At 41.2% G+C, this 16,719-nt stretch carries 15 protein-coding genes; 11 read left to right on the plus strand and 4 right to left on the minus strand.

Annotation, left to right across the window (positions count from 1 at the left end; all coding sequences use genetic code 11):
- Window positions 1-22: 22 nt before the first annotated feature.
- Window positions 23-1,342 (plus strand): aspartate aminotransferase family protein, encoded by a 1,320-nt coding sequence (locus O2Q26_RS06205; RefSeq protein WP_289215062.1) that lies wholly within the window; start codon window positions 23-25, stop codon window positions 1,340-1,342.
- Between the two features lie 48 nt (window positions 1,343-1,390).
- Here O2Q26_RS06205 and O2Q26_RS06210 read toward each other — a convergent pair whose 3' ends face one another.
- Window positions 1,391-1,825: a universal stress protein gene (locus O2Q26_RS06210; RefSeq protein WP_289215063.1), complete on the minus strand. Its 435-nt coding sequence runs from the start codon at window positions 1,823-1,825 to the stop codon at window positions 1,391-1,393.
- Between the two features lie 151 nt (window positions 1,826-1,976).
- Here O2Q26_RS06210 and O2Q26_RS06215 point away from each other — a divergent pair, with 151 nt between their 5' ends.
- Together O2Q26_RS06215 and O2Q26_RS06220 are read left to right on the plus strand one after the other, a co-directional pair.
- A complete protein-coding gene (locus O2Q26_RS06215; RefSeq protein WP_289215064.1) occupies window positions 1,977-2,882 on the plus strand; it encodes a CBASS cGAMP-activated phospholipase in 906 nt (301 codons plus the stop codon).
- Between the two features lie 598 nt (window positions 2,883-3,480).
- Window positions 3,481-4,650, plus strand: a complete 1,170-nt coding sequence (locus O2Q26_RS06220) for a diguanylate cyclase (protein WP_289215065.1) — start codon at window positions 3,481-3,483, stop codon at window positions 4,648-4,650.
- A gap of 32 nt (window positions 4,651-4,682) precedes the next feature.
- Here the strand turns inward: O2Q26_RS06220 and O2Q26_RS06225 are convergent, their stop codons facing one another.
- Window positions 4,683-5,420, minus strand: a complete 738-nt coding sequence (locus O2Q26_RS06225) for a YybI family spore inner coat protein (RefSeq protein WP_289215066.1) — start codon at window positions 5,418-5,420, stop codon at window positions 4,683-4,685.
- A gap of 309 nt (window positions 5,421-5,729) precedes the next feature.
- On the opposite strand from O2Q26_RS06225, the gene O2Q26_RS06230 reads away from it, so the two are divergent.
- Entirely contained in the window at window positions 5,730-6,806 is a 1,077-nt protein-coding gene (locus tag O2Q26_RS06230) for a HAMP domain-containing sensor histidine kinase (protein ID WP_289215067.1), read from the plus strand.
- Between the two features lie 940 nt (window positions 6,807-7,746).
- Here the strand turns inward: O2Q26_RS06230 and O2Q26_RS06235 are convergent.
- Entirely contained in the window at window positions 7,747-8,202 is a 456-nt protein-coding gene (locus tag O2Q26_RS06235; RefSeq protein ID WP_289215068.1) for a hypothetical protein, read from the minus strand.
- Window positions 8,203-8,533: 331 nt separating this feature from the next.
- Between O2Q26_RS06235 and O2Q26_RS06240 the strand changes: the two genes are divergently transcribed.
- A complete protein-coding gene (locus O2Q26_RS06240; RefSeq protein WP_253934010.1) occupies window positions 8,534-8,764 on the plus strand; it encodes a helix-turn-helix domain-containing protein in 231 nt (76 codons plus the stop codon).
- 213 nt (window positions 8,765-8,977) lie between these two features.
- On the opposite strand, the gene O2Q26_RS06245 is transcribed toward O2Q26_RS06240, so the two are convergent.
- Window positions 8,978-9,355, minus strand: coding sequence for a RidA family protein (locus O2Q26_RS06245; RefSeq protein ID WP_289215069.1), 378 nt, complete (start codon window positions 9,353-9,355; stop codon window positions 8,978-8,980).
- A 448-nt stretch (window positions 9,356-9,803) separates the two neighbouring features.
- On the opposite strand from O2Q26_RS06245, the gene O2Q26_RS06250 reads away from it, so the two are divergent.
- From O2Q26_RS06250 to O2Q26_RS06275, 6 genes are all read left to right on the plus strand, one after another.
- On the plus strand, window positions 9,804-9,959 hold the full coding sequence (locus O2Q26_RS06250; protein WP_289215070.1) for a hypothetical protein: 156 nt from the start codon (window positions 9,804-9,806) through the stop codon (window positions 9,957-9,959).
- A gap of 166 nt (window positions 9,960-10,125) precedes the next feature.
- Entirely contained in the window at window positions 10,126-10,425 is a 300-nt protein-coding gene (locus O2Q26_RS06255; protein ID WP_289215071.1) for a hypothetical protein, read from the plus strand.
- A gap of 135 nt (window positions 10,426-10,560) precedes the next feature.
- Window positions 10,561-12,141, plus strand: a complete 1,581-nt coding sequence (locus O2Q26_RS06260; protein WP_289215072.1) for a long-chain-fatty-acid--CoA ligase — start codon at window positions 10,561-10,563, stop codon at window positions 12,139-12,141.
- A gap of 110 nt (window positions 12,142-12,251) precedes the next feature.
- Complete coding sequence (locus tag O2Q26_RS06265) at window positions 12,252-13,700, plus strand: NAD(P)H-binding protein (RefSeq protein WP_289215073.1); 1,449 nt, start codon at window positions 12,252-12,254, stop codon at window positions 13,698-13,700.
- Window positions 13,701-14,439: 739 nt separating this feature from the next.
- Window positions 14,440-15,375, plus strand: a complete 936-nt coding sequence (locus O2Q26_RS06270; RefSeq protein ID WP_289215074.1) for an aminoglycoside phosphotransferase family protein — start codon at window positions 14,440-14,442, stop codon at window positions 15,373-15,375.
- A 40-nt stretch (window positions 15,376-15,415) separates the two neighbouring features.
- Entirely contained in the window at window positions 15,416-16,570 is a 1,155-nt protein-coding gene (locus tag O2Q26_RS06275; protein ID WP_289215075.1) for a CynX/NimT family MFS transporter, read from the plus strand.
- Window positions 16,571-16,719 lie beyond the last annotated feature (149 nt).

The following is a 16,719-nucleotide window of genomic DNA, read 5'->3' on the forward strand; positions in this document are numbered from 1 at the left end:
TGTTGGAGGAGGTTGTTGTTTTATGGGAAAAGATTGGAGTCATTTAGTAGAAAATATGTCCAACCGCTTAGCGCCCAGCATGGCGAAGGACCATCCGAATTTACCTGTCGTAAAAGAAGAAGGCTGTTACTATTATGGGGTGGATGGCAAGCAATATTTGGATTTCACTTCAGGAATAGCCACTACGAACGTTGGGCACAGGCATCCTAAAGTCGTCGAGGCGATTAAAGAGGGAGCCGACCAATTAGGCCACGGACCTTCCGGAGTGATTATCTATGAGTCGATTTTAAAATTGGCTGATCGATTAGCAGAAATCATGCCAGGAGAACTGGACTGTTTCTTTTTTGGAAATAGTGGAGCTGAAGCTATAGAAGGAGCGATCAAGCTCGCGAAGCATGTAACAGAACGCCCGTATATCGTTTCATTCATCGGCGGATTTCATGGCCGATCAATGGGAGCACTGAGCGTGACTAGTTCGAAGAGTAAATATCGTAAATTTTTGAATCCGAGCGGGTCTTACCAGATTCCTTATGCCCAAGTTGACGAAAGTCCAGAAGGAGTGGACCCTGAAAAATATGTCGTAGAGCAATTAGAGAAAGATTTCGAACGCTTATTTGCTCACCAGGTGACTCCTGACGAGGTAGCCGCTGTTCTCGTTGAACCGGTCCTTGGAGAAGGAGGCTATGTTGTTCCGCCAAAAGCGTGGTTGAAAAAAATAAGGGAACTCTGTGATGATCACAACATTCTGCTTATATTTGATGAAGTACAAACAGGATTCGGCCGGACTGGGGAGTGGTTCGCCTCCCAAACTTTTGATGTCACACCTGACATTATGGCGATTGCTAAAGGGATAGCTAACGGTATGCCATTAAGTGCTACGGTAGCTTCCAATGAACTTATGAAGCAGTGGCCTCTCGGAAGCCATGCTACGACTTTTGGAGGCAATCCGATCGCCTGCAGCGCAGCAAATGCTGTGCTGGATGTCATTGAAGAGGAAGACCTGCTTTCGAATACGAAAAAAATAGGAGCATACGCAGCAGACAAGCTGCAGAAATTGAAAACGAAGCATCCGGTCATCGGGCGAGTAAGATCTGTTGGGCTGATGATTGGAATAGAAATTATCGATCCGGTAACTGGAGCACCTAATAGTGAGGGGCTTTTCAGGGTATTAGACACCGCTCTTGAAAATGGAGTGCTCTTTTACTTCGGAGGAAATCAAACAGAAATCATCCGTATGATTCCACCGCTTACTGTATCTAAAGAACAAATAGATGAAGGGTTACGTATGTTTGATGAGGCATTGACTGTCTACGAAGAAGAAATTGGTGCAGCGAGTCATTAAAAAAGCCTGACCAGGAAGGGGGATGCCCATCTGGTCAGGCTTCATCTTTTATTTGACGATTAATATAGGACATTTAGCATGCTGCGCCACATTGTTACTGACGCTTCCAAGAAAGAATTTTTTCACATTGCCTAAGCCCCGATTTCCAATGATGATCAAATCGATATCATGCTGTTCAGCATACTCACAAATTTTATGACCGAGGTTACCCTCGCGATTGCTGACGAGAACATCAGTTATAATAGGCTGATGAACGGTTTTGAACTCTTCCTTGATCGCTTCAAGTTCGGATCTGTAATTCTCAGCTAATTCCGTACCGATTGATTCAGATATCTTTTGGTTTGTGAAGGGACCTGTCGGTTTGATGACGGAGATAACGTGTACTTGTGATTCACTATTGGCAGATTCTTTCGTCAGTGCTTCTCGAACCGCTTTCTTGCTCAACTCTGAACCATCATATGCGACTAAAATGTTTTCTTTCATTATAAACACCTTCCTTGGAGTTATAATTTAAGTTTTCCTACTTTCATTTTACCATACATTTACTGTATTTCTCATCTATAATCTGCGCAAGGTCTAAGTGAGCATTGTAATGGATAGAATGGAAGTAAACAGTGATTTTAGGTGGTAGCGTATGAGGATGTTATGTATTGATGGAGGCGGAATCAGAGGCGTATTGCCGATTGCCGTTCTCAGGGAATTAGAAAAAGAAACGGGTTGTATGATCGGAGAGAAGTTCGACTTGATTGCGGGGACGAGTACGGGTTCAATTATCGGGGCTTCTATCGCATTGGATAAAAGCATGGAAGACATCCTCGGGTATTACGAAACTTATGGAGAAAAAATTTTTAAGCGGCAGGCTAAAGTGGGACTTATGAAGAGTGTATACAGCGATGAAGATTTACGTATGTTGCTTAAAGAAGCTTTCGGTGAATTAGTTTTATCCGATGTAAAGAAACCCCTTTTGATTCCCGCTGTGGATCTTACTCATGGAAAACCCTATATACATCGTAGTCATAACATTGAATCAGAACATGACGACCGAAGCATTCCACTTTGGGATGCCGTTTTGTCTTCATGTTCAGCACCCGTTTATTTTCCGCCAAATAACGTGAACAGCCGCTATCTGTCAGTTGATGGTGGGTTATGGGCGAACAACCCATCGCTCGTGTGCGTTACGGAAGCTATACATTTCTTTAATAAAAGTTTAGCGGATATCGAAATTCTTTCGCTCGGAACAGGCAAACAAAAAATACAATTTACCCATCATGAGAAATATTGGGGACTTCGGCATTGGATGCCGCTGCAGCTGCCGTCTGTGAAGGCGAAGCCTAAACTACTGGATTTGGCATTGAATCTTTCTTCCGAATCAGTGTCATATCACACTCAGCTGCTGCTAGGCGAGAAGTATCTTCGCATCAATGAAGAACTGGAGAATGAGATTTCGTTTGATGAAGTAAGCTGTATGGATGAATTAGTTCAATTAGGTAAAAATCTCTTTCACAGACATAGATCTGATATACTGAATTTCCTTAACTGAAAAAGAAGAGTAATTGTAATGGGGTTCTGTATCCTAACGAAAACTTAAAATCCAGTCTGAAATGCCTGATAAATTGTCTAACAATTTGTCAGGCATTTTTTTTGGTATAAAGATTTTTTACAGCTTTTTGATCATTAGATGTTTCCGTTATTCTCACACTCGGCAAGAAGGACCGGGGAATTGCTATGGAAGGATCGTACATGGTGAGAAAACACGGTCTTAGCTCGAGGAAGGTCACCGTACGCCCATGGAAAGAGAGTGATTTTCGGTAGGACCTTCAATCTTTATTTTTAGTAACGGAAACTTACAAAATATCTCGCAACCAAGTCAATAAGGAGATTTAGTTGAATAGCTTAAAATGTTTTAAAGCAAAATTTTTGGAAGAAGCATATTCACCTTTGTTTTTTCGTAAGAGGTTACGTACAATAGTTCTATAGTATCAGTCATTAACGGTTTAAAGGGTTTGAAAGAGATTCATTTAGGAAAATACTCTTACTATAAACCTCGATCAATGAGATGCCCTTTTTCAATAATAGAGTGAGAGCTTAGTGATGCATTTTCTAAGAAATAGGTTTTGTATAGAAAAGAGGGATCATCCATGATGGTGAATATTGAGGAATTCATACTGAATGCCAGTATTTTAATTACAATCATTTATTTGTCAGCTTTTTTGCATAAACAGTTTCTTGTCAATTTGAATAACCGGATGAAAGTCCTTATTTTCATCACGTTCTCAATTTTAGCGGGATGGTCGTCGATGTTCTTTGGAATTCACTTAGGAGATGCTGTAATTTTCGATCTTCGCTTCATTCCCATCATTATTGCGACATTGTTTGCAAAGAAGCCCTGGCATATAGTCGTTGTCGGGACAGGCATAGGGGTACTTCGTTTCACTTTTGGAATCAGTGAAGCGGCAATAGTTGGCTTCATTAATATGCTCCTCCTTTCTTTAGCAGGTTTATTGATGAACAAATACTTGGCACAATGGTCATTCGTAAAAAAAATAATATTCGTCTCCATAGGGTTGAATGTATTGAATTCCTTCGTAATCGCGATGCTAGGAGTATTCCCTCTGCAAGATTATTTACGTTCGATCATTCCTGTAGCGATGCCTATGAGTATCACACTTAGTTTATTTTTATCATGGATGGTCAAGGATTTGGCAGAGGAGTCAGCTTCGAAGAAAGATTTATTAGAAAAAGCGAGCAGAGATCCACTGACTAAACTTTATAATCGTCGTGCATTCATGAGATTTTATGAAGAATACGCAATGGAAAAGGAGAAATGTTCACCGCTGGCTGTTTCTATCATTGATATCGACTTTTTCAAAAAAGTGAACGATACTCATGGACATGTAACCGGTGATCTGGTTCTCCAGCGAATGAGCGAGTTGTTCACAGAAAATTTGAGAAGTATTGATATTATAGCTCGCTATGGGGGAGAGGAGTTTGTGGTGCTTCTGCCTCATTGTGATCATGGTGCAGCAGAGAAGGCGATGGAGAGGATCAGAGCAGCTATTGAAGAGGAAACGTTTCTAGTCAACGGACTGCAGCTTCAGGTTACGGTATCAATTGGAGTGGCCACTTCTCTGAATGTAGAAATGGAATACTTAATTAATGCGGCAGACAAAGCGTTATATGAAGCGAAAAATGCGGGGCGAAACCGAGTTCTGAGTTATGAATGGGATAATATAGGAAAAGAGCAGCTGGTGAAAAAAGTCCAACAAAAATTTTCAGCTTTAGAGAACCATATTCCCTTAAATAAATAACAGGTCAGCCTTCAGGGCTGACCTGTTTCTTTTCATTCTGTACTCGTTCCAAGCACCGCTGCATACTGCCAATCGTCGGTGATCGCAAATTTCTCTCCATCCCACTTAAGAGGAGATTGAATTAATCCAATTCCATCCGCGTTATATCGTCCGGCAATCCTTTGAAAAGCAAACAGCTCATAAACCCCATCTCCGTCAAAATCGACAGGGTAAGCTGTATTCAGGCTTGAGACCCAACCTTGGACAGGAAGTTTCAAAGTGCCGTCCGAATTATAAATTTCCGATAAATATTCTGAACCGCGGTTACTAATGTCGAGGATGTAGGAGAGATTCAGCGTCTGGTTCGTTACGAGTACTTTATAGTTGTTTTGGTACATTACATCATACAAATATTGAGAATTGAACGTTTCATAATTAAATAGATCTTTAGGACGGTTATTCAAAAAAGAATAGATATAATAATAATAGAATCCACCGCTTCCCCCCGAATTTATACTCACTAAAATGTCATCAATTCGATCCCCGGTGAAATCACCTAAAAATAAAGCAGGGTCGTAACCCGCATTTGATTCCAGAGGAATACTGTAAAAATCTTCGCTCCCTCCGGTCTGAATGACTAGAGTGATATTTGTGGTGAAAGGACTATCGGTTCCATTCGGTTTTAGTCCAGTTAAATAAACGTTGTCCAACACACCATTTCCATTAACATCTCCTTGAGCAAATGCAACGACAGAGGGCTGAGTCACAGGACGTGTATCATAAGGATTCATGGGATCCTCCTTCTTAAACTGACCGACTGCGGCGGTATAGATATAGAGCATCGTATGCCTAAGGATGGTATTCGGTTAATAGAAAGATCTATTCCATGAGAAAGCAGAACATTCAGTTTAGGCAGTGGGCTGGCTAATCTTCATATCATTTGTAGAAAGACCCTCATCATCAGAATAAGGTTGTGTCTTTTAGTATTGGAAGGGCTCAAAATAAAAGTGGTAAAAGTGGATTACCACTTTTTGTAGACGTTCTGCTTCATGATGGTATATGCTTAAAAGTAAGCAATACATAGAAAAGGAGCAGTATGCATGTCTATTAGTAAACGTTTCATAAGATCAAATATCACCATCGTTTTAATTCCTGTCATTTTATTTTTAGCCTTTGAAGCTTATCTGCTTTTATATATGTTCGATTTTAGCGTAGAAGGAAATAACCAGCTGACGTTCGTTTCGATACATTTAGGTGGAATGCTCTTGCTTATTTTACTAGCGAACGGGTTGTTTTTGTATTATGCCATGAAGAACTTCATTCGTCCGATGAAGCAATTGACAAAAGCGGCTGAGGAAATCAGTGCGGGGGAGACAGAGACAGATGCTCCTTTTGAACAAATGAGAAAAGATGAAGTGGGAAAGCTTGCCGATTCATTTGAACGTATGAGGCTTCAATTAGTGGAATCGAATGAAGTTCAGGACAAATATGCGGAGAACCGGGAAAAACTGTTGCTGAATATGTCAAATGAGTTAAAAATCCCCGTGACCTTTATTAAAGAACAAATCGAATGGATTCTGAGTGGAAAGGCCAATAAAGATGACATCCTCACTTCTATAAGAGCCATTCATGTGAAATCTATTGTATTAGACCGCTTAATTGAAGAGCTGTTCCAGCATTCTGAATTGGATATGGGCCGCCTCGCCTTTGACTTCAAAAGAGTTGAATTACGTTCTTTCCTTGTGGAAATTATGGAGGAGTTCCAAATGGAATGGGAAGAGATAGCCTTTACATTCAAGGCGGAAAAAGTCCAGCCATATGAAGCGAAGGCCGATCCAAAGCAGCTGAGAAGAGTCATCATCCATCTTCTGAATAACAGCCTGAAGCATATGGAAAAAGATTTGAAGATGGTTGATGTTTATTTAACAGAAAACAAAGGGGTCATTTCAATTGAAGTGACGGATAACGGACCGGGGATTCTCAGTCATGATCTGCCGCATATTTTTGAACTGTTTTACCAATCTCAAGAAGCCAAGAAATTTTCAGAAGGAGGCAGCGGACTCGGTCTGCCTATTTCCAAACGCATTATTGAAGAACATGATGGCGAAATAAAGGCGGAAAGCCGAATCGGACATGGGACGACGATGACGATTCAATTGCCTAGTGATAAACTTTAATCAAGTGAGCCGAGTGCGAAAATCAAACATGCTGCACTCGGCTTTTTAAAAGGCTTTGTTAAAGTTCCGTGTTGATATTCATATAATCTTCCTTTTGTTGAAGACTCAGTTTCAAGATGTTAGAGTTGTTTCCGTCATGTTTAACAGCGGGAAGAGCTCCGTGAAATCACTCCCTTTCCGTGGGAGCGCAGGGAGCCTCCTCGAGCTTCGCTCTCCGGGGTCTCCCCAAGCACTCACTTCACACAGGAGTCTCGCAATTTCCCGGAGCTCTTTTTCAATCATTTAAGAACGGAAAATCTTATAACATAGCTATTGGTAGTAAAGCATACTGATTGTCTTAACATAGGTTTTTATTAAGAAATTAGAGGCAGAATACAATATTTTCATTGGACAGGAATAGGGAAGACGCTCTTAATTAAAATGAGGGTTCGTTTCTCACCTTCCTCGAATGGGGTTGTTGGTAAGCTGCGAGACTCCTTTTGTAAAAGCGGAAGCGCTTTGGTCAGCGGCGTATGGACTGGACTGAGCTGGCGGAGATAAAGGAAACACGAAGAACGGAGTGATTCGATGTTGACTTATCGTACAGAAGTGAAGGAAGTCTCAGTAGCCGCTAAGCGCTGGAGCTGGATAGGCCCCATATGGTTTATGGGCTGATTCACGCCCTACACTAATTTAAGTGTAAAAGGTGGGAGAAGGATGTAGGCGAGATCCCACAGGGCTGCAAGCCCGAGGAAGCTCGCCACTTCCCCCACAGGAAAGCGAGTGGCTTCCCAACCACCCCTGCCTCTTAATAGGGCAACGAACCCAGATCATCTCGAATTCAAGTCTTACACTATCCTGCCTGTTGATTAATTGGAAGTGTGTTCCAAAACTCTAAAGGGAAAAATGTCTAAAAAAAACTTTCCCTAAAGTGAATACTTTCACTCTAAGAAAAGCCTTGTTAGTCTTGTTTAAAGCCTTCTTGTTCTAAAAAGTCGGCCGCTTCTTCGTAGGAATTGAATGTCCCTTCTAAATTTTCACCAGCATACACATTGTAGCCGTCTTCTTCACGCATAAGAATGAGTAATTGATCATAATCGTTCATCCATTCCTCGAGAACAGGGTCCTTTTCAGCTGGAGTAGATGCTAAAGAATCAATGGCTTCACGTACAATGGCGTGCAGTTCCTTGGCATCAAAATCACGGATGTTGACCATACCTCGATCATCGACGGGATAGCCTTCCATTTCACCAGCATATACAAAACCATTCCCATTAGGGTGCAGGTGATAGACAACATTCTTTTTATCATACAAACTTTCTTCAAAATGAAAATTCACTCTGCCGAGTGAGACGTTTTTTTTCTCTAACTCTTCAAACTCTTCAATTACCGCAATTTTTTCTTCAAAACTTAACATGTGGTACCTCCATAGGAACGTAGTAATTTTTTAATTATAGCACAGCTGGGGGCTGCTAAGAAAATAACGTTGTGTATTGTAAGCATACGTGGTATAGTAATGAAGCGATGAGCTGTTTGTGTAAGACGAAGTATATGCCATCAGGCTAAACGACGAATGTGGTCGTCGGTACATTCGCGTCAAAGATCGAAAAGCTTTCCCTGAAATACGGGAAAGCTTTTTTTGTTGATTAAAAGTATGTAATTTCGTGTAAAATGGAGGTAAATCCATCTTTTTCTATAGGTATTTGTGATATAGTTACATCAACTGATTCATAAGGACGGTGAAAGCCTTGTTTTTAACTGTGGAAGAAACAGCTGAGTATTTGGATGTGCCTGAAGCGTATGTGGAAAATCTAATTCGAGAACAAAAAGTACGTACGATCCACGATGGGGCTCAATATTTAATTAATCAAAATCAATTCGCCTCCTATTTCGATCAGATTCAGAAATATCGTGACATGATCGAAGAATACTTGAACGAACCTATTCCTAAAGATCCTGATATAAAAGATGAAGATTAATAATGCACTGAAATGAATTATTCCCTTACCATTTTTTCTACACAAAGGAAACGATCTTAGACGACCAGCGTGCTTTAATTGAATAACTCTTATACAGAAGTAATGCTCAGAGCCATATAGAATGGGACTCTGAGCATTTTTTTGTGTTATATGCCATGCTGATTAACGTGAGAAGTAGACAGTTTTTTTTCCTGTCATTAAATCCGAAAGCTTTTACTTAACCGCGATCGCTTCGATTTCTACCTTAGCGCCTTTAGGCAGCTTGCTGACTTCAACCGCTGCTCTTGCTGGATAGGGTTCGCTAAGATAACTTGCGTATACTTCATTTACTATCGCAAAATCATCCATAGAATCAAGATAAATGTTTGCTTTTGCGATATTTTTATAAGTCAGCCCTGCTTCTTCGAGAATAGCTCCAAGGTTTTTCATCACTTGATGTGCCTGTTCTTCTACTTTTTCAGAAACAAATTCCATAGTCTCAGGATTAAGAGGGATTTGACCTGAAATGAAAATAAGATTACCAACATCAGCAGCTTGAGAGTATGGTCCAATGGCTGCAGGTGCTTGATCAGTAGCTAGTGGTTTGAACATATGATCTTCTCCTTTTATGTAAGTTATCTTCATCCTACCACGAGTAATCTATAAATCTAAATGATTATGAATTTAGATATGCATAGGTTGATATAATTTCCTGGGAAATGTATGAATTTGTAGTAATTTACGAGTAATAGAAATACGGTAGTTGAAGAGAAGAATAGCGGACGCTCGACTGTTCGTAAGGCGAACAATTTTTAAAGTGTGTAAGAGGATATTCAGGTGAAAGGGTCGAAAGGGTATGGTAAGAGGTTAGAGAGGAAACTCCATGGCATTAACCATTTTGCGGTGTGCTTACTTTCTTGTTCAGAGGATTAGTGTCTTGTTTGGTTTTGCAATAATTGTAAAAGTTCACTCAATGGGGGTTTATTAACGAAATTATGGATGAGGGGGGGATACGTTACAAACTACTTAAGGTATTTTACTTCTATCAGGTGGAGCTTTAATGAGTTTTTTATATGCTGGATTTGGAGTGGGAGATCACTTTCACTGGGCCGGCGGGATCGGCCTGCTGTTCATCATTTTTGTTTGGTACAGAAACAGGTGGCAACTCTTAGGACGGTATACTGGTGTAGGGAAAGAAAAGCTTTCTGGAGAGTAGAGCAGGGTGCTGGTTGCGACCGTGATTGTAGTTATACTGCTCCATTTCATAATAAGTATGACTACATAAGGAGTATTTCATTTATAAGTAATATGGACCTTAATAAACATTGCAGTGAAGATTATAATAGAAAAGCGAACATGTTTATGTCGATAGGGGGGATATTGTGGCTAATAGTTTTTACTATACTTCATATGAACAGGACAAGAAGAAAAAATTCAATATCATTTCTCTCATATTATTAGGAAGTTTTCTTCTCCTATTTTCTTTGATGGTCAGCGGTTTCTCTTACTGGGGAATTGGAAGAATAGCTTTTTTCATCATGGTTCTCCTGCCTTTAGCGGGAGCGTTCTTCGCTTTTAAAGGAACAGGGTGGGCTAGATGGTTGTTGTTTTTGATAAACGGCTCCGCTTTTATAATGATGGTTTATATATTGCTCACGGCTCTTGGAATCACGGGAGGATAATATAGTTAAGGACACAGTAACAGGGCTGTGTCTTTTTCTTTGTTATATATCTATTCTTTTTATATCTATTGATATATAACAGGAGATTCATTAGAATAAAATGTAAACGCTTTAATTGAGGAGGGCGATGACTGCATGCATGTACCTTTAGTACTTACTGATTTCCTGGATCGTGCTGTTGAACTTTATGGAGAGAAACCCGCTATTATTGATGACCACCATATTCTTACTTATAGTCAGTTAAACAATCGTGTGAACCAGCTGTCCCGAGGATTGAAAGACTTACAAATTCAAAAAGGAGACAAAGTTGCATATCTGGCACCGAATTCCACTGAAATGCTGGAAGGTTTTTATGGAGTTTTTCAAGTAGGTGCCATTATGACATCTTTGAATACGAGACTGAAACCAGATGATTATAAGTTCATACTCACTCATAGTGAAAGTAAAGTATTATTCGTCGATGAAGAGCTCTACCCTTTAGTTGAACCTATACTTTCAGATATACCTCAATTAGAAAAGGTGATCATCCATGGTGCACCTTCCGGAGGACACGAAGGGTATGACCAATGGAGAAATCAATTCTCAACGGAGACGTTCGATCGTGAAGAACTTGATGAATCTGATATCGCCTGCTTATTGTACACAAGTGGCACAACTGGAAATCCGAAAGGTGTACTCCTTTCCCATCGCTCCAATTACCTGCATGCTTTGTCAGCTATGCATCATTTACGAGTATCAGACCAGGACACACTGCTCCACGTCCTTCCGATGTTTCATGTAAATGGATGGGGATCGCCGTTTTATTACACGATGAATGGAGCAACCCAGGTAATGCTGCGTAAAGTGGAGCCGGAAGCCATTTTAAATAAAATAAGTAAACATAAGGTGTCGGTTCTGCACATGGCGCCTACCGTCTTAAATATGATTCTCGAGCAATATGAAGTTATGAATATTGATATCGATCAAAAAGTGAGAATAGTCATCGCCGGATCAGCTCCACCGCCTGCATTCGTAAGAAAAGTGGAAGAAGAGCTCGGATGGGAATTTATCCAAGTCTATGGCATGACAGAAATTAGTCCGCTCATTACAACTTCCGCTTTAAGAGGTTCTGAAAAAAACCTGCCTAAAGAAGAACAGTATTTATTAAAAGCTAAAACAGGGTACGCCATGGTAGGATCCAAGGTCAAAGTGGTCGATGAATTAGGTGAAGATGTACCGGCCGATGGGAAGTCGATTGGAGAAATCGCTACCCGATCGAATAATGTTATGGAGGGATACTACAAAAACCCGGAAGCAACTAATGAGACGATTCGTGATGGGTGGCTTTATACAGGAGATATGGCGGTTGTAGATGAGCGTGGATTCATTGAAATTGTTGATCGAAAAAAAGATGTAATCATCAGCGGAGGTGAAAACATCTCTTCCATAGAAGTCGAAGGTGCTCTATATGACCATCCGTCTATCCTCGAGGCGGCTGTTGTTGCTGTACCCCATGAGAAATGGGGAGAAGCGCCGCATGCCGTTATCGTAGTGAGAGAAAATCATTCCTTATCAGAAGAGGAACTGAAAAACTATTGCCGCGCCAAACTCGCTCATTTTAAAGTGCCTAAAAGCTACTCTTTCGTTGAGGAACTGCCTAAAACAGCATCGGGTAAAATTCAGAAGGTCGTCATACGCAAAGAATTGTGGAAGGGTGAAGATAAGATGGTACGATAACATGAAAGCTGCCTTGATTATAGAGGCAGCTTTTCTTATGACCATATCCAGATGTTACCTGCTGGTATAAAAAGGGAAGAGGTCACTAACTAAGGTAAGGAGGCTTTCTTATGGAACAAGAGAGAAAACGTCCAGTTGTTGCACTGACAGGGGCGAGTGGATATATTGGGAACAACTTGTTAGAGAAATTGACACAATACGCCGATGTTATTGCTTTATCAAGAAATGGTGATAACAAAGAGGATAGTGAGCACGTAACATGGAGATCCTGCGATTTATATTCGATGGTCGATGCTGAGAAGGGTCTGGAAGGAGCAGATATCGCTGTGTACCTTGTCCATTCCATGCTTCCGTCCGCTAAATTGACACAAGGGACATTTGAGGATATGGACGTCATCCTGGCAGACAATTTTGCCCAGGCAGCAAAAAAACAAGGAGTGAAACAAATTGTCTACTTAAGCGGTATCATTCCGAAAGCGGAAAAGCTGTCCCGTCATTTACGAAGCCGCTTAGAAGTTGAAAACATCCTCGGGGCGTATGGTGTACCTGTGACGACCATCAGAGCGGCCCTGATTGTAGGTCCTAAGGGGTCTTCTTTTCCGATCCTTGCAAAACTTGTAAAACGGCTTCCTGTCATGGCATTGCCGAAATGGACACGTATAAAAACGCATCCGATCGCGTTACCAGATGTGCTGGAAGCACTGGATAAAAGTATAGATAACAATCGACTAAAAGGACAAGCCATTGATGTCGGAGGACCTGAGGTTATGACCTATAAAGACATGATGGTTCAAACTGCGGAAGCGATGGGGAGAAAACCGAAGTTGTTTGATGTACCTTTTATTACTGTGAAACTTTCCCGCCTCTGGGTAAGTCTGACGACACAATCTCCAAAAGAAATGGTCTATCCCTTGATAGAAAGCCTCGTTCATCCGATGACGGCTTCTTCTGAAAATATGGACGAGGAGATTAGTCATGGGAAGATGACATTTAAACAAGCGGCGGAATGGTCATTGGAAAAGGAGAAAGAATCCTCAAGCTCTTCCAATAATAAATTCAAGGCCCCACAAGTTCAGCAAGATGTTCGTTCCGTTCAGCGAATACAGCTTCCCGAAGGTAAAGACGCTGAATGGGCAGCCCAGCATTATGTAGAATGGCTTTCAAATAAATTCAATCCTCTTCTCCAATCGGAAACTGACGAGAAAATGAACTATAGAATCAAATTAGCTTTTCCGGACAAGCCATTATTAAAGCTATCTTATTCACATGAACGCAGTACTTCTAAACGTACTCTTTATTATATTACAGGGGGATTATTTTTCGATTCGAATAAAAACGAACGGGGGCGTCTAGAATTCAGACAAATCCCAGGTACACAGGAATGTATTGTGGCCATTCATGATTACATGCCTTCTCTACCTTGGTTCATCTATAAATATACTCAAGCTAGAGTCCACCTGTTTGTCATGTATTTATACCGAAAACACTTACAAAGTATGATAGAATTATCAGAAACAGGGAGCGTAGACGTCAGGGAAAACCCGATGCAAACCAGCTAATATTGCGGTCAGCTCTTTCGATAAGAGCTGGCTTTTTTAATAGCTATGTTAAACTTCGTAGGTGATTTTTGTGATTCAACAATATGGCATTGTAGAGTGGATTAGGGTTGCGGGGAATGACTCGCTTTCCGTGGGAGCTTGGTGAGCTTCCTCGGACGTCCCGTCCTGTGGGATCTCACCAAGCACTCTCTTCCCACTGGAGTCTCCCCATTCCCCGCAGCCCTCACCATATACCAGCTTCTAGAAATCACCTGAATAAGAACTTTCTTAATATAATAGGCGCATTAAACTACAGTGCTCTAGTTATAGCATTCATAGTTTAAAAACTTCTTGGACTTTAATGTAGTTTCAAGCAATCTCGCATTCAAGTCTCGATGGTTATCACTTACCAGTAGTTATTTTTTCATGAGAAGCAACGTATAAGATGTTTCCGTTAACTCACAAACGCAAGAAGGTCCTGGAAATGGCGCGACTCTTTTTTAAAAGCGGAGGCGCTTCGTTCAGCGGCGTATAGACTGGATGGAGCAAGCACCATTTTTGTAACGGAAACAGTGCGAACGTCTGAATTCGGAAATAAGCTTGTTGGGTCTTTTAATGAAAAAGCGGGCAAAGAGGATTCCGAACTACCAAAGAAAAACGTTGAACAGTGGAAAACAAGCAGGAATAAAGGGAGTAACGGATTAAAACATGGATTAGATATTTGGGGAGCCCAATTGTAAGTCAAGGATGTGAAAAACAGATGGAACTACCAGGTGAGTTCGTTCGAAAAGTGATATTGGCCTGTCCAGATAAAGGTGAAGAATGGCTCAGTGACCTGCCTCAATTGATTACATATTGTGAAACGAATTGGAATCTCAAGATGCATTCTCCTTACAAGCTTTCGTTCAATTATGTAGCTCCAGCCACCATAACAAACGGGGAAAAGGTAGTTGTGAAATTAGGGTTGCCTGAAGAGGGGCATCAAGAGGAACGACTTGCTCTTCGTTCCTTAGGTAAACAAGGTATTGTCCAATTAGTGGATGAGGATCCTGTCCACCGCATTTTGATTTTGGAAAAGGTAGAGCCTGGTCAAATGCTTGCTGAATTGGAAGATGATCAACAGGCAACCAAAGTAGCAGCTGAAGTTATCGATCGTTTGATAGTTCCCGCTGCTAAACAGACGGCTTTGCCAACAACGAAAAACAGGCAGAACAGCCTTAAACAAATTTGTGAGCAGAATCCTGAGGGTCTGGGACCTATATCGAGCGATATTCTAATTCAAGCTTTAGATATTTTCACCTATATGAATCTCACTATAAAGGAATATAAAATTTTGCACGGGGATTTTCACCATTATAATGTGCTGAAAAAAGAGGATCAATCGTGGGTGGCTATCGATCCTAAAGGACTCATAGGGGAGACCGAATACGACCTGATTCAATTTTTATTGAACAAATTGCATGACCATGGAAAATTTGAAAAGATACGAGAAAGAATAAATATTTTGACTGAGATGCTGACTCTGAATAAAGAACGGTTGCTATTATGGGGATTCTGCCATGCGGTATTATCAACAGCATGGACTGTGGATAAACAATCCGGGCAATATAACAAAAACTTTTATGAGGGGATCGACATTTTTAAAACTATGTACGAAAACACATTTAACCGCTCCTTGTCTGAAGCGTTGATGTAAAAAGGAGGCATGTATTATCTCTCGAAAACAGGCGGTTTTAATGGCAGGAATAATACTCGTAGCTTTCAACTTGCGTCCTTCCTTAACTGCTGTAGGTCCTTTGGTCGGATCGATACGTGAGGAGTTCATGATTTCAAATGGGACAGCAGGGGTACTTACCACACTCCCCCTTGTTGCTTTTGCGATTCTTTCCGCAGTAGCCCCACGCTTAAGTCTGCGGATTGGGAACGGCAGATCCATTTTGCTTGGATTGGTGGTGCTTACCACTGGCATTGTTTTTCGATCAGTCGAGTGGATTACTGCATTGTTTGCGGGTACAGCACTTATCGGTATTGGAGTTGCTATTTGCAATGTGTTACTGCCTGCTATCGTCAAGCAGCATTTCCCCGCTAAAGTAGGTCTTCTTACAGGACTATATTCTATATCCATGAGCGCTTTCGCTGCCCTAGGTTCAGGAGTGAGTTATCCTTTAGCTGATTCATTGGCTGCTGGATGGCAGGGATCGCTTAGAATTTGGGCGGTCCTTGCACTGATAGGTCTGATAGTTTGGCTGCCGCAAGCACGGTTGAAAAGAAAACCTGAAAGAATTCCAAAAATCGATATCAAAAACAGCCCGCTATTCCGTTCAAAAATCGCCTGGCAAGTCACTCTATTCATGGGACTGCAGTCATTTATGTTTTATTGTCTCATTACCTGGCTTCCAGAAATTTTGCAAAGCAGAGGTATGGCCCCTTCAGAGGCAGGATGGATGCTTTCATGGCTTCAACTTGTCGGACTTCCCATTACTTTTCTGACTCCTGTCCTAGCAGGACGAATGAAAAACCAGCAGGGAATTGTTTGGGGTATTGGCAGTGTCTATATCATCGGTCTGTTCATCCTATTGTTCAGTGAAGATTTTATAACGTTGGTCCTAGCTGTAGCGTTAATGGGGATAGCGCAAGGAGGAGCGATCAGCTTGGCACTTACTTTGATAAGTTTGCGTGCACCATCCGCTGTGCAAGCTTCCAACCTTTCTGGCATGGCTCAGTCTTTCGGATACTTTCTCGCTGCTGTCGGTCCGGTTTCCATAGGATTTCTGTTTGACGAAGTACAGTCATGGACGATTGCTATTCTTATTTTTCTTCTTGTAGTCTTAGGTATGATATTGTCTGGAAATGGAGCGGGCAGGAATAGGTGTGTTCCGAAAGATAAGTGAGGTTGTACCAAAGTAAACAACATAAAGAATAGATAGAAACGTGAAGCTCCTGAAAAAAACTTCTAAGAGCAAAAAGGTAGAAGGTCACCTGCTATATTTAGGTGTCTTCTACCTTTTTGCTTTCCGTATTTAAACATTTCATCACATAA

Origin of the sequence: Halobacillus campisalis, assembly GCF_030345335.1 — a bacterium.
Lineage (GTDB): Bacteria > Bacillota > Bacilli > Bacillales > Halobacillaceae > Halobacillus_A > Halobacillus_A campisalis.